This is a genomic window from Dyella sp. AtDHG13 (genome assembly GCF_003201105.1).
In the GTDB taxonomy this organism is placed as follows: domain Bacteria; phylum Pseudomonadota; class Gammaproteobacteria; order Xanthomonadales; family Rhodanobacteraceae; genus Dyella; species Dyella jiangningensis_B.
Window position 1 is genome coordinate 440384 of the sequence record NZ_QICJ01000003.1, and the last position, 14102, is coordinate 454485.

Here is a 14102-nt window from a genome sequence, read left to right on the forward strand (position 1 = left end):
TCACAACGTGGGTATCGTGCATTTGGGAAGACGGTGCGTGAGGCCTGCGGTGACGTTGCGCCAGCCAGTGGTGTTCGTCGCCGCGATGGATGCACTTGCCGTCGGCGCCAGCCTGTTCGTTGGCGCCGACACTGAAGCAAAGATCCCCGATACGCGGCCGCTAGGCGCCCCCCCGAATGGGGGCATTTTCTCGGATCAGTTTGGGTCAACGATATAGCGTCCTTCGAGTACAGGTGTCTGGCTATAGCCAAGCTGTCGTCAGCGGCGGCAACAGCGCGGAGCCGTTCCAGGACTGCCTGCTTCCATCGCCTATGGCCAGTAAACGTACGCAGTACCACGAGGGGCATAGGTTATCTTTAACTCGCCTGGGCTCAATGCGCGCCTGGCGCAACAATTTGCGTACCGGCATAGGGCGTATCGCGGTGGCTATCGGGTCCAACAGGATCAACTTTCTGATACTGGTGTTATGGCTGGCGTTGGTGGCGGCTAGCCCGGCGCGGGCGGATGCCCGTCCGTGGACACTGGATCGCTACCAGCATTCGACATGGACGACACGCGATGGTGCTCCCGTCGGCGTAACTAGCCTGACTCAGACGAACGACGGTTTTATCTGGATCGGGTCATCGGAAGGCCTGTTCCGCTTCGATGGCCTTCGCTTTCAACATATCGAGAATATCGGCTCCGTGGCGTTGCCCAAACTGCCGCTCATGACCGTGTTCGCCGGCGCGGACGGGGGACTATGGCTGGGCTACTCGCACGGCCCCATCTTCGAAATCAAAGGCGACACCGTCGCGCATGTGAGTTCCGAAGAACACGGGCCGGTCAGCACCATCAATAGTCAGTTCGTCGATAGCCCACAGGGTGGCATCTGGGCTGCGGTGTCACCGGGTGTCATGACCTTTGATGGAAAGGAATGGATTATTCCAGACGCCGGCTTTCAAGATCTCTTGAATCAGAAGACGGAGAACGTGACCCGCGTACTCGTCGATCGCAACGGAAACGTGTGGACAGGCACGGGAGAGAAGCTTCTCTATCGGCCAGCGCATTCGACGCAGTTCATGACATTGGCACCGTCGGAGCAGAAGGGTCAGATCTCAGACATTGTGCAAAGTAGGGACGGAAGCGTCTGGATTTGCTACACCGAAAGCGGCATCGAACGATGGGACACCCGTACACAGACACCGATCAGATCCGACGCGGGTGCGTTGTCTCAATTGCGGGCACGATTTTTGGCGTTCGATAGGCAAGGAAACGCTTGGGTAAGCACCCAGAAAAACGGCATTGCGCAGGTGCCGGAAGCGTATCTTAACGACGGGAATGGAGTCGCTTCAGGCACATTGGCGGTAGGAAAGTTCGATAGTTCCAACGGCCTGAGCGCGGACGCCGCGGGGACGCTCTTGGTTGATCGAGAAGACAATCTATGGGTGGGAACAAGCCACGGAATCGATCGCTTCAGTCGGAGCAACTTTGCCCGGTCCCCGTTTCCTGAAAACGGAGGCACGTACGCGCTCGCCGCTGGCAAAGACGGTTCGGTTTGGGCTGGAATGCAGCTGCAAGCCACCGTGAAGCTGAAGGACGGGCATCTCAGTACATCGATCCCTGGCACAGTGCCGGCAATCTTCGTCGACCGAGACGGCAACACCTATCTATCGCGAATTAATCCAGACGATTCGTTTGATTTGTGGGCAATCAACGACGCGAACACCAAGTTGCTTGTCCATTCAAAGACGCCTTGGAACGCCATGAGCGCTATTGTCAAAGATAGCCATGGTGTTATCTGGGGATTGTCGGAACTTTCAAACAATGGCCGCGGAAATTTGTTCTCACTTCATGGCGATCAATGGGCGATGCTTGAAGTGCCGAAAGTGAAGCGTCCCCCGTCCTCGCTGTATGCAGACGACAGTGGGCGCGTGTGGTACGGGTACTTGCGAGGCCGCAACAACGATGATCTCGTAGGAGTCATCGATGGCGGCAAGGCCTCCCTGCTCGGTGCGGAGCAAGGAGTGACTATTGGCAGCATCGGTGCCTTTATGAGTGATGGCCGGCGCCTTTGGGTTGGCGGTAGCGAAGGTCTTGGCTTTATGGACGGCATGCGCATGCACGCCGCTCGACTGTCTCAAGAATCGTTAGGACAAATCACGGGCATCGTCTTCGCGTCGAACGACGATATGTGGATACACGCAATGTCCGGTGTTTACCGTGTGCCCGCTAAGGATGTCATCCGGTCCGAGAACGATCCCTCACATGTCTTGCCTCTGACGAAGTTCGATGGTTTGGATGGCTTGCCCGGCCCTCCGGATATTCACTGGGCGCATCCAACGGTGGTTAAGAGCACAGATGGACGGTTGTGGTTCGCCACCATCAATGGCGTGGTTTGGCTGGATCCCACTCAGCTTATAAGCAATCCTGTTCCGCCATCGATCTCGATCACGAAAGTGCTCGCCGACGACGTCGCTTACGGTCCACATGACAGTCTGACCTTTCCCGCGCTGACTCATAACATCGACATAGAGTTCTCAGTACTCAGCTTTTCGACACCAGAACGCGTCGATGCGAAGGTGCGCCTGCTTGGAGTCGATGCTGACTGGCAAAGTATCGGCTCACGCCGGGAAATAAGCTATTCCAATCTAGCGCCAGGAAAGCATCAGATCGATATCGAAGCTCTCAACAGCGATGGAGTCAGAAGCCAGGAAGATACGCGACTCGTCTTCTACATCAAGCCAGCCTACTACCAGACTCTTTGGTTCAAAGCTCTTTGCTTGCTGACCATTTTGGCCGCCCTATGGCTAGCGGTCGCGTTGCGACTGCGCCAGGCATCTCGGCGATTGCGCATTAGCCTCGAGGCCAAACACAAAGAGCGCGAAAGCATCGCCCGCGAGCTCCACGACACACTGCTGCAAGGCATGCAGGGTTTGCTGATGCAAATGGAGTTCTGGGCCCAAAGAACCGACCTTGCCCCGCAACAGCGCGATGCGGCCACGGCGATCGAAGAAAAAATGCGCGACGTTCTGATCGACGGTCGCGACAAAATTCGTCTCCTGCGGCAGGACGATAAGCGCGATTTGGACCTTGTTTCGGAATTGCTCACCGTCGGCCAGGGCGCATCCGCAATCTCCCCAAGCCTCTTTTCCTTGCGCGTGGAAGGCGAGCCTTTGCCTGTTTGCCAGGAGGCCAGAATTGAGATTTTCGCGATCGCTCGTGAGGCCATCCTTAATGCCTACCGCCACGCCGATGCAGGCCACGTCGTCGTGACCATCACCTACGAGGCGAGCGCACTCAAAGTTGCCGTTAGTGACGATGGCGTGGGTATCGATAAAGAGCTTATGGAAGCGCGGCAACGTGCAGGCCACTGGGGCATCTCAGGTATGCACGAGCGCGCCGAGAAGATCAACGCGCACCTGCAAATAGACGCTTCTTCGCAAGGCACTACCATCCGTTTGACCATCCCCAAGCGCGAAGCCTATCTCTCTCATTCCGGGGCAAATTGGAGCCGACTCCCATGGTGGAGGCAGCAGACGCCACGCAGGCATAAAACCGATAAAGCCAGCGCGTGAAGCATGCTAAATACCCTTTCGAGCGTTGATATATTGCGCCCAGTTGTGCATAGTCGAACGATCACGAGTGTCACATCAATCGCGCCATCTCCTCTAATCATTGGCATTTATCACGTGTTTGGACGAGACCTTGAACGAAGCGCCAGAGCGGTTCCGCATTCTCATTGCCGATGACCATCCCATGATCAGGGATGGCCTGCGGGCCATGCTCTCTGCCGAACATGACATGGTCGTCGTCGGTGAAGCCGGCGACGGCAAAGAAGCCATTGAGGGCTATCGCGATCTGCGGCCGGATCTGTTGCTCATCGATCTGCAGATGCCTGAAATAGACGGCTTGCAGGCCATCTCTATCATCCGTGAAGAGTTTGCCGACGCCGCCATCATTGTTCTGACGAGCTTCCTCGGAGATGCCCGCGTCGCACGCGCATTTGCGCTTGGCGCAAGGTCGTATCTCCTGAAGACGGCGCGTGCCCAGGAGATCGTCCGCGCCATCCGCGGTGCGCTCGTCGGCCGGCGAACCATCGCCTCGGACGTCGCACAGCAGGTTGCCCAGCACATGGGGGAGGAGCAGCTGACCGATCGGGAGACGAGCATCCTTAAGCTGGTCGCCCAGGGCCGCAGCAATCGCAACATCGCCGACGCGCTGTTCATCTCTGAAGATACGGTCAAGGCGCGCCTGAAAAGCATTATGCGTAAGCTCAACGCCGACGACCGTACGCATGCCGTGATGATCGCTATCGGCCGCGGCTTTATCGACCCGGTGCAGTAGATCCAGCTCTTGCTTGCCACGGCCCGAGTTGCCGGCTGGCTCGATTGAATGCGGACAGGTAAGCGCGCCCGCCGGCGCGGCCAACCCTGCGTTACCTGCATCAACACAAGCCGGATTACGCGCAATTTGAAGCGTGGGTGCTGGAGCGCAACGGCGGCGAGCTGGAAGGCGCCGCGTTGGATCGCCTACGGCGCGCGCTGGCTGGGCAGCGTGTAGGCGCCGAAGTCGGCGATCTCGATGGCGTCGAAGGCTTGAGCGCGGATGATCTGGCGCATTGGGACGAGCATGGCTACGTCATCCTGCGCAACGCGATCACCCCGCAAGCGGCGGAAGCGGCGGAGCTGGCGATTTACGAATCCCTGGGGATGCGCCGGGACGATCCAGCGTCCTGGTATGGCGAAACGCTTGGTCATTCCATCTGGGTACCGCTGCTGCGGCATCCGGCACTGGTAGCCAATCGGCGCGCGGCAAGAATCCATAAGGCCCACGCACAGCTGTGGGGCCGCGAGGATCTCTGGGTCACCATCGACCAGGGCGGATTCAATCCGCCCGAGCACGAGCGCTGGCGATTCCCCGGCCCGCATTTGCACTGGGACGCCACGCTCGCCGAGCCGCATTGTTTCGACCTGCAGGGCATCCTGTATCTGGCGGACGTCGCCGAGAACCAGGGCGCATTCAGCTGCGTACCGGGCTTTCATCGCACGCTGAAAACGTGGCTGAAGAGCGTCCCCGCCGGTGTGGCTGCCAATGTCCATGCGCAGCGCACCTTGACGATGACGCCCATCGCGGCGAAGCGCGGCGACATGATTATCTGGCACCACCTGTTGCCACACGGAAGCAGCCCTAATCGCGCGCAACGGCCGCGCGTCGTGCAGTACATGTCGCTGCGGCCCACCCGTTTCCACTACACCGAAACATGGAAGGCGTAATGCCGGCAACATCGGTGTGCCGGACGCAGCCTGTCCCGTGTTGCGCCATGCGCATGTATTGAAAGCCATGGGGCCCTGCGGCATGCTCGCCGGACAGGGGGAACGTCATGTCATTCTTTCAGTTGAATCACTTCGCGCCGCATCTCAACGAGACCTTCAGCGTCGAGATCGATCAGGTGGACACACCTTTCGTGCTGGTGGAAGCGCGGCCGCTGCCTTATCGACCCATCGCCGGCATGGTGCGTGAACCATTTTCGCTGCTGTTTCGCCACGAAGCGGCAGTGGTCTTCCCACAGCGCACCTACAGCATGAAGCACCAGGGTTTGGGTGAATTCGGCATTTTCCTGGTCCCGATTGCGCGCGACCGCGACGGCTTCATCTACCAGGCGTTGTTCAACTGACGGGTGCTTCAGTGCGGCCAGGACATGCCCAGGTGCATGTCCGTGCGCTCGCCGGTGACAAAGCCCACTCGTTCGTAGAGCCGGCGCGCATCCGGGTTGTATACGGCAACGGAGAGCGTGAGCCGCGCCAGGCCTTGCTCGCGCACCCGTGACTGCAACCAGCGCAGCAATGCCGTGCCCACACCCCGGCCGCGCAGCGCGTCATCGATGAGGATATCGACGATGCGCAGCTCATTGACCTCGTGCCGAAGATAGAGGCGCCCCGCCGGTTGGCCATCGCGCATGACCACGAAATAGCCGGCCGGCGCGGGGTGCGCGAGGTAGTGGCGATGCTGCAGTTCAAATTGGCTGTCGCAGAAGGCCTGCTTGGCCGCATCGGGCCAGGGCATGCCGGCGAGCTCAGGCGCGCGCGATGCCGCGTAGAGCGCGCGAAAGTAGGGCAGGTCGGTGTCACGCGCGATGCGCAACGCGAGGCCATGCCCCGGATGCGCATCGAGCAGGTAGCCTGGCGTTTTCGTCGGTGACGGAAACGCCAGCGGTTCTGCGTGGATCATGGGCGCGATGGAAACTTGCCCGCCAGTGCAATGCAGAAATTCATCGCGAGATACGGTTGCTGATTGGGGTGTGCCAGGTTCTGGGTAGTGTTGGCGCCAAGCATGCTCGCCGGAAAGCTGCCGTTGGTCGTGGCATCGGTCGTGAAGGGCGAGATGTTGACCGGTGCAGTGATGGCATCCTGCGCCAGCGGTGTGCCGTGGCGCTTGGTGGCATCGTGTTGTGTGAACACGTTGACGGTGTGGATGTGCGATGCCAGCTCGCTGGGCACGAGCTGGACGCTCTCCGCACCGAAGACTTCACCGATATCGCGTTGCGACAACCCCGGTCCCTGGCCCACGCCGCAGGCTGCCTGGCCCTGGAAGTTGGGCAGCCCGAACGTGGTGGTGCCGTTGCCGCCGAAATTGATGCCAAGTAGCGAGAACAAGGCGGTGTTCTGCTGGATGGGCATGATTTGGCCGGCGCACTGTGCCCATTGGGATGGTGCGAAGTTGAACGAGAACAGCTGGATCTGGCCGAGAAATTGATCACTCATGGTGCATTCCCTGAATTGGTTGCAGTGCCGTGGCGGCTTACGACTGCGAGGGATAGACGCCGTTCCAACAGATGCAGTAGCGCACCGTCAGGCTTGGCATGCAGTTCTCATGCGGCTGGTTGCCGCCCGTGTTGGCGCTCACCATCGTATTGGCCACCTGTAGCGAGCTGAGTCCGGTCAGGTCGCTGGTGTAGAGCGTGTCGCCGCTCAGCGAGCCGAGCTCCACGGTATTGCCTGGCGTGCTTGTGTTGGCCGCCAGGGTGGTCGCCGCCATGGTGTGCGTGTGCGAGGGCAACTGGGGCGCGGTAAGCGTGACCTGCTCGCTGCCGTCCTTCAAACCCAGTGTGTAGTTTTGCAGGCCAAGGCCCTGCCCCACGTGCACGGGCACGCGGCTGCGCATGTCTGGGAGTGCGAACGTCGTCTGGCCATCGCCGCCATAGGTGGTGCCAAGCAGCGCGTACAGCGCGTCGTACTCGCTGATGGGCAGCAGGCTGCCGTCGCAGTCGAACCAGTTCTGCGGCGCGAAGGTATAGGGAAACAGGCGGATTTCGCCAAGGAAGGGTTCCATAGAGCGGTCTCCGCGTCAGCTACGTGAGGGAAAGATGCCGGACAGCGCGATGCAGAAGTTCAGCACCAGGTACGGCTGCAGATTCGGATGAGGTTGATCGGCGTTCGGCGTGGTGACCGTCCTTGCATTGAGCGGTACCTGCGTGCCGTTCGAGGGTGCGTAGAGGTTGCCGCTGGTGGTGCCGAACAGTCCTTGCGTGGGATTGCGCGCAACGGCGTTCGCTGAGCTGTAATTGGTGGCATGCGTGTGCGCCGGAATCTGCCCGGCTTGCAGCGTGACGCCCTCGGTGCCGCCAGACTGGCCCAGCGTGTAGTTGCTTCCACTGGTCGATTGGCCTATGCCAATCGGTGTACGGCCACGCAGGTCCGGCAGCTGAAAGGTGCTTACGCCGTTGCCGCCGTAGGTCACGCCGATCAGTGCGAACAAGGCCTGGTTCTGCGCAATCGGCAACAGCTGTCCGTTGCACATGGCGTAGCCCCTGGGCGCGAAGTTGAGCGCTGTGGGCGTGATTTGCCCGAGATACGGTTCTGACATGTTTTCCCCCTGTGTAGACGATCGACCGGTCCTGGCCGTCGTGCTCGTTTACTCTGGCGCAGCAAAGGTCAGATTGACAAGTGAACCGTGTGTTACATCACAATGTGTGGATGTGCTGCCGCGATCATTGACGATGCGGGCTACGCAGTGCTGCCGGATTTGCATATCGGCGACATGCGGCATGCAGTAAAAGGGGACGGCCGTAGCACGGCCGTGGCAGTCCGGTCGGGGTGGTTGTGACGCGTGCTTTGCGTACGTGTCGTTGCCGCTCGCCGGGCGCAAAACAGGGGATTGAAGGACCATGCATCACCGCCCGTGGATGCGCGCCGCCGTGCGCCTCATGTCGTTGCTGCGTTCGCCCCATGCGTGGGCGCTCACGCTTCTGCTCGTGTTGCTGGTTCCTGGCGCATCGCACGCGCAAACGGCGCCCTGCACGAGTTTCACCGTGCCCAATGCGAACACGACGCCGTCGACCAGCCCCATGGCGGCAGGCACGCAGATCGTCATCGATGCCACAGGTTGCGACAGCGGTGGCGGCCTGACCTCGGAAAGCGTCGCCACGGCGCATGGTCATGTGTCGGTCGATCCTCTGTCGGACCAGATCACCTACCTCAACAACAACGATGGTGCCACCACCGATACGTTCACCTTCAAGGACGATTTCGGCCGCACCGTTACCGTGACGGTGCTGATTGCCGCGCGCGCCACGACGCTCCCGGTGTCGCCTTCCTCCTTGGCGAACCCGCAGGTGGGCGTGCCCTACAGCGCCACCATCAGCACGACCAATGGAACCGGCCCCTACACGTATTCGCTCACCGGCAGCTTGCCGCCGGGTTTGACCTTTGCCAGCAATGCCGTCAACGCCACCATCAGCGGCACGGCGACGACGTCGGGTACGTCCAACATCACCATCAATGTGACAGACAGCGCCGGTGGCACGGGCGTGCAGAGCTATGCGATGACGGTGGCGGCGCCGCAGATCGTCACCAACCCGGTGCCCAACGCCGTCGTGAATGTGGCGTACTCTCAGACCTTGACCGCCAGCGGCGGCACGGCGCCCTATACGTTCTCGTTGGAATCCGGCTCGCTGCCTGCGGGCCTGTCGTTGAACACCAGCACGGGTGTCATCAGCGGTACGCCGACCACCGTTGGTTCGGCGACATTCGGCATACGCGCGACGGACAGCAGTCCCGGTCCGGGGGGTCCTTACTTCACCGTCACGTCGCTGACGATCAATGTGCAGAATCCGCCGCCGGTGGCCAACGCCGTCAACGCCACCGTGGCGTACGGCAGCACCAGCAATCCGATCGCGCTGAACATCACGGGAGGCACGGCGACCTCGGTGGCCGTCGGCACCAACGCCACCCACGGCACGGCGACGGCCAGCGGCACCTCGATCACCTACACGCCGGTGGTGGGCTATGCGGGCCCGGACAGCTTCACCTATACCGCGTCCAATACGGGCGGGACGTCATCGCCGGCCACGGTGACGGTGACGGTGTCGCCGCCGACCATCACGTATGCACCCGCCGCACCGACGCATGCCAGGGCGGGCGTTGCGTACAGCCAATCCATCGCCAGCGCGAGTGGCGGCAAGGCGCCCTACACCTATGCGTTGACGACGGGCAGCCTGCCGGCGGGCATCACACTGGGCAGCAACGGCACGCTGAGCGGTACGCCCACGGCGGTGGGTACGTTTGCCTTCACGGTGACCGCCACGGACAGTTCCACGGGCACCGGGCCGTTCTCGGCCTCGCCGGCCAGCGTCACGCTGGTCGTCGATGCGCCCTCCCTCGCGCTGTCGCCGGGCACGCTGCCTGACGCCACCTTGCATACCGCTTATGCCCAGACCGTGACCGGTTCGGGCGGCACGGCACCTTACGCCTACAGCGTGAGCGCCGGCGCCTTGCCGCCTGGCCTGTCGCTGAGCAGCAGCGGCGTCTTGAGCGGTACGCCGACCACCAACGGCTCGTACAACTTCAGCATTGCGGCGACCGACGCCACCACCGGTGCGGGTGCTCCCTTTGCCGCCACGCAGGCCTACTCGATGACGGTGAGTTCGCCGACCATCGTGCTGAGTCCTGCCAGCCTGCCCGTCTCGACAGTGGCAACCGCCTACAGTCAGGCCATCACGGCCAGCGGCGGCACGGCCCCGTATACGTTCGCGGTGACATCGGGCAGCTTGCCTGCCGGTCTCACATTGAGCGGCGCGGGCATGTTGTCCGGTACACCGACGGCGGGTGGCAGTTTCTCGTTCACCGTGACGGCCACGGACGCGAACACCAATGCCGGCAGCCAGAGTTATTCGCTGACGGTCAATGCGGCGACCGTCACCGTCAATCCCGGGTCCCTGCCTTCGGCCACCGATGGCGTGCCGTACTCGCAAATCCTCAGCAGCACCGGAGGCACGCCGCCTTATACGTTCAGCGTTACCGGTTCACTGCCGCCCGGCATGACGCTCGCGAGCAACGGCACGTTGTCGGGTGCGCCCACCGGCACCGGCACTTACAGCTTCATCGTGCAGGCCATGGACAGCAGCACGGGTACGGGGCCGTATTCCGGCGCGCGGCCCTACAGCATCACCGTGGCAGCGCCCACGCTGGGGCTTGCGCCAGCGGGTACTGCGCTCAGCGGTACGTATGGACAGCCCTACTCACAGACCTTCACGGCCACGAACGGCACGGGCCCGTATACCTATGCCGAGACCGGAACCCTGCCGGCTGGCATGGCGTGGAACGCCGCTACAGGCACGCTTTCCGGTACGCCCACGCAGTCGGGCAGCTTCCCGATCACGGTGACGGCGACCGATAGCAGTACGGGAGCGGGCGCGCCCTTCAACGTGTCCACCTTCTACACACTGACCATTGCCGCAGCGACCATCAACCTGACGCCCACCAGCGCGCCGGCGGGAGCCACGGGCGCCAGCTACAACCTTGCCCTGACCGCCAATGGCGGCATCGCGCCGTACACCTTTGCGATCAGCTCGGGCGCGTTGCCGGCAGGGATGAGCCTCAGCAGCGCAGGCAACCTCGCGGGCACGCCCACGTCGGCCGGCACGTTCGCCATTACGGTAAAGGCCACCGATGCGCATGGCGTGTTCGGCATGCAGGCATACTCTCTTGTCATCAATGCGCCAACGGTGACGCTGGCTCCCTCCAGCGTGCCGGCTGCGACCGCGGAAACGGCGTACAGCCAGACTCTCACGGCGAGCGGCGGCACGTCGCCTTACACGTACACGATCAGTTCCGGCGCCTTGCCTCCGGGCTTGTCGTTGAGCAGCGCTGGCGTGTTGTCGGGCACGCCCACCGCAGCGGGGAGCTACAACTTCAGCGTTCGCGCCCTGGATAGCAGCACGGGCACCGGCGCACCTTTTGTCGTGACGCAGAACTATTCGTTGACCGTCAATGCACCGGTGATCACCCTCTCTCCGGCGGCGTTGAACCCGATGCAGTTGGGTACGGCCTTCAGCCAGCAGCTGAGCGCCAGCGGCGGCAACGGCAGTTACACCTATGCCGTAAGCGCCGGCGTCCTGCCCACGGGCGTGACGATGAGCAGCACGGGCTTGCTGGCAGGCACGCCGACGGCGGGCGGCAGTTTCAGCTTCACCGTTACCGCGAGGGATAGCGCCGGTTTCGGCGGCTCGCAGGCGTACAGCACAACCATCGGTGCGCCCAGCATGGCGGTGAGTCCGGCGAACCTGCCCGCGATGACGGCGGAAAGCAGCTATGCGCAAACCCTGTCCGCGACGGGGGGCACCGCGCCGTACACCTTCGTGATCAGCGCAGGCGCGTTGCCGGCCGGCTTGTCGCTGAGCCCGGCCGGCGTGTTGTCGGGCACGCCCACGGTGTCGGGCACGTTCAATGTCACCGTGCTCGCCACCGATAGCAGCACCGGCACAGGCGCGCCTTTCAGCGCCACACGCAGTTATGCGCTCATCGTTAATGCACCGGGCATCACGGTGAGCCCAGGCGCCTTGAGTGCGGTGCAGACCGGTGTTGCCTTCCACCAGCAGCTCAGCGCCAGTGGCGGCAATGGCAGCTACACGTTCACCGTGAGTGCCGGCAGCTTGCCGACCGGGCTCAGTCTTTCCAGCAGCGGCGCGCTGACGGGCACGCCGACCGCGGCGGGCAGCTATGCCTTCAGCATCTCCGCGAAGGACAGCCTGGGTTTCAGTGGTACGCAGAGCTTCACGGTCAGCGTGGCGCAGCCGGCGCCCGTGGTGGTGAACGACACCGCCAGCACCAACGCAAATACGGCGGCAACCATTCCGGTGACGGCCAACGACACCGGCCCGATCACCAGCATCGCGGTCACCAGGCAGCCAACGCATGGCACGGCGACGGTGAATGGCCTGAACGTGGTCTACACGCCGGCAGACAACTACTTCGGCACCGACTCGCTCAACTACACGGCCACCGGCCCGGGCGGTACATCCACTGCGGCGACCGTGTCCATCACGGTTGCCGCCGGAGCGGTGCCTGCCGTGGCGCCGCAGGCCGTCACGGTACTGTCCGGCAAGTCGGTGACGATCAATATCGTCGCAAGCGCACCCGTCGGGCCGTTCTTCAACCCGGTCGTAGTGACCCCGCCGACGTCGGGCACGGTCGTGGCGCAGGGGTACACCTTTGTGTACACCGCCGCGGCCGATGCCTCGGGCACGTATGGTTTCGACTTCACGATAAGCAACGTGTTCGGCGCCTCCCGGCCCGCGCATGTCACCGTGACGGTCAACCCGATGCCGGTGGCGCCTACGCTCAGCGCGACCGTGGTGGCTGGCAAGTCGATCCAGGTGGATCTGACGGCCACGGCGCATGGCGGCCCGTTCACGGGCGCCAGGCTGGTATCGGTATCGCCGGCCAATGCCGGCTCGGCAAGCATCCAGGCCAGCGCGGGCGGCTACCAGTTGTCGTTTACCGCAGCGCCAGCGTTCAGCGGTGCTGCGCAGCTGAGCTATACGCTCAGCAATGCCTACGCCGAGTCGGAGCCGGGCACCATCAACGTCAGCGTCACGCCGCGCAGCGATCCGTCGAAGGATGCGGAGGTTCTGGGTGTGCTCGACGCGCAGGCCGATGCGGCACGCCGCGTGGCCATCGGGCAGATCGGCAACTTCCAGCGCCGCCTGGAATCGCTGCACGGCGGCGCCGCTGCCAGCGGCTTCTCCAACGGCATCACCATGACCTCGGCGAGCAGCATGCGCCGCCCTGATTCGCTGGCCGAACTGGGCGGACCGGCGGGCATGATGAATCGCTATCGCGTGCAACCGGATGCCGACGACACGGCGGCGGCGCCACCCAAGACCACGCTGCAGGGTGGCAGCCTGCCCGGCGACGTGGCGGTATGGACGGGCGGCGCCATCAACTTCGGCAAGATGCAGCCCGGCAGCAGCGACAATGGCATCGACTTCACCACATCCGGCCTGAGCATGGGCGTGGACAAGGCCTTCAGCAGCAGCTTTGCAGCGGGCCTTGGCGTGGGCTACGGCCACGATGCATCGGACGTGGGCCAGCACAACAGCCGCAGCATGCTCGACAGCTACAACGTGGCGATGTACGCCAGTTTCCATCCGGCCAACTCGGTCTACGTCGATGGCCTGCTTGGCTATCAGTGGCTGCAGTTCGATGCGCGCCGCTACGTCACGGACGACGGCAACACCGTGCATGGCAGCCGCGGCGGCACGCAGTTCTTCGGTTCGATCTCGGTGGGTTACGAGCACCAGACCGACAACGTGCTGTTGACCCCCTATGGCCGCCTTGACATCGCGCATGGTCATTTGGACGGCTATACGGAGAGCGGCGACGCCACCTATGCGCTGGCCTACCAGCGCCAGACGGTGAAAACCAGCACCGGCACCCTGGGTTTCCTCGCGCAATGGGTGCTCAAGCGCGATTACGGCACGTGGTCGCCGCAGCTGCGTGTGGAGTATGGCCACGACATGCAGGGCTCGAACCAGGCATCCATGCGCTACGCGGACGTGCTCAGTGGTCCGCTGTACCAGGCCACGCTGACCAACCAGTCGCGCAACCACACCATGCTTGGTGCTGGTGTCGCCCTGCAGACCCTCAATGGCTGGCTGCTGCGCATGGAGTACCAGAACTACATGGACAACACGAGCAGCGACAATCAGTCGATCCTGCTGGGCGTGGAGAAGAAGTTCGAGCCTTGATGCGTGAGTTCGGTCGTCGCTCCGTGCGACCGACGGCCGCCGGCTTCGCGATCGATGCGGGCCGTTGTCATGAAGCGCGTCCCGGCCGGCACGGTGG

Annotated in this window: 9 protein-coding genes; 5 read left to right on the plus strand and 4 right to left on the minus strand. The window is 62.8% G+C overall.

Going from position 1 to position 14102, the window contains the following annotated elements; genetic code table 11:
• The first annotated feature begins 233 nt into the window (after positions 1–233).
• From BDW41_RS08035 to BDW41_RS08050, 4 genes are all read left to right on the plus strand, one after another.
• Positions 234–3554, plus strand: coding sequence for a sensor histidine kinase (locus BDW41_RS08035; protein ID WP_158536986.1), 3321 nt, complete (start codon positions 234–236; stop codon positions 3552–3554).
• A gap of 157 nt (positions 3555–3711) precedes the next feature.
• Positions 3712–4323, plus strand: coding sequence for a response regulator transcription factor (locus tag BDW41_RS08040; RefSeq protein ID WP_199535305.1), 612 nt, complete (start codon positions 3712–3714; stop codon positions 4321–4323).
• A 137-nt stretch (positions 4324–4460) separates the two neighbouring features.
• A complete protein-coding gene (locus BDW41_RS08045; RefSeq protein ID WP_074545567.1) occupies positions 4461–5252 on the plus strand; it encodes a phytanoyl-CoA dioxygenase family protein in 792 nt (263 codons plus the stop codon).
• Positions 5253–5359: 107 nt separating this feature from the next.
• The gene (locus BDW41_RS08050; RefSeq protein ID WP_074545565.1) at positions 5360–5653 is read left to right on the plus strand and encodes a hypothetical protein; all 294 of its coding nucleotides are present in this window, start codon (positions 5360–5362) and stop codon (positions 5651–5653) included.
• Positions 5654–5661: 8 nt separating this feature from the next.
• On the opposite strand, the gene BDW41_RS08055 is transcribed toward BDW41_RS08050, so the two are convergent.
• The 4 genes from BDW41_RS08055 to BDW41_RS08070 are packed head-to-tail and all read right to left on the minus strand — an operon-like array spanning position 5662 to position 7842.
• The gene (locus tag BDW41_RS08055; protein ID WP_083337448.1) at positions 5662–6207 is read right to left on the minus strand and encodes a GNAT family N-acetyltransferase; all 546 of its coding nucleotides are present in this window, start codon (positions 6205–6207) and stop codon (positions 5662–5664) included.
• Complete coding sequence (locus BDW41_RS08060; RefSeq protein WP_074545561.1) at positions 6204–6740, minus strand: tail fiber protein; 537 nt, start codon at positions 6738–6740, stop codon at positions 6204–6206. Before BDW41_RS08060 ends, BDW41_RS08055 begins: the two co-directional genes overlap by 4 nt.
• Before the next feature lie 37 nt (positions 6741–6777).
• Positions 6778–7308: a tail fiber protein gene (locus BDW41_RS08065; RefSeq protein ID WP_074545558.1), complete on the minus strand. Its 531-nt coding sequence runs from the start codon at positions 7306–7308 to the stop codon at positions 6778–6780.
• Positions 7309–7323: 15 nt separating this feature from the next.
• Positions 7324–7842 carry a tail fiber protein gene (locus BDW41_RS08070; protein WP_074545554.1) on the minus strand — a complete coding sequence of 173 codons (519 nt, stop codon included), beginning with the start codon at positions 7840–7842 and terminating at the stop codon, positions 7324–7326.
• Positions 7843–8143: 301 nt separating this feature from the next.
• On the opposite strand from BDW41_RS08070, the gene BDW41_RS08075 reads away from it, so the two are divergent.
• On the plus strand, positions 8144–14005 hold the full coding sequence (locus BDW41_RS08075; protein ID WP_074545551.1) for a putative Ig domain-containing protein: 5862 nt from the start codon (positions 8144–8146) through the stop codon (positions 14003–14005).
• The last annotated feature ends 97 nt before the right edge of the window (positions 14006–14102 follow it).

What these genes read in the sequence shown, in the direction of transcription:
- BDW41_RS08070 (WP_074545554.1), bottom strand. Translation starts at nt 7,842, where the DNA reads ATGTCAGAACCGTATCTCGGGCAAATCACGCCCACAGCGCTCAACTTC.
- BDW41_RS08055 (WP_083337448.1), bottom strand. Translation starts at nt 6,207, where the DNA reads ATGATCCACGCAGAACCGCTGGCGTTTCCGTCACCGACGAAAACGCCA.
- BDW41_RS08050 (WP_074545565.1), top strand. Translation starts at nt 5,360, where the DNA reads ATGTCATTCTTTCAGTTGAATCACTTCGCGCCGCATCTCAACGAGACC.
- BDW41_RS08075 (WP_074545551.1), top strand. Translation starts at nt 8,144, where the DNA reads ATGCATCACCGCCCGTGGATGCGCGCCGCCGTGCGCCTCATGTCGTTG.
- BDW41_RS08065 (WP_074545558.1), bottom strand. Translation starts at nt 7,308, where the DNA reads ATGGAACCCTTCCTTGGCGAAATCCGCCTGTTTCCCTATACCTTCGCG.
- BDW41_RS08060 (WP_074545561.1), bottom strand. Translation starts at nt 6,740, where the DNA reads ATGAGTGATCAATTTCTCGGCCAGATCCAGCTGTTCTCGTTCAACTTC.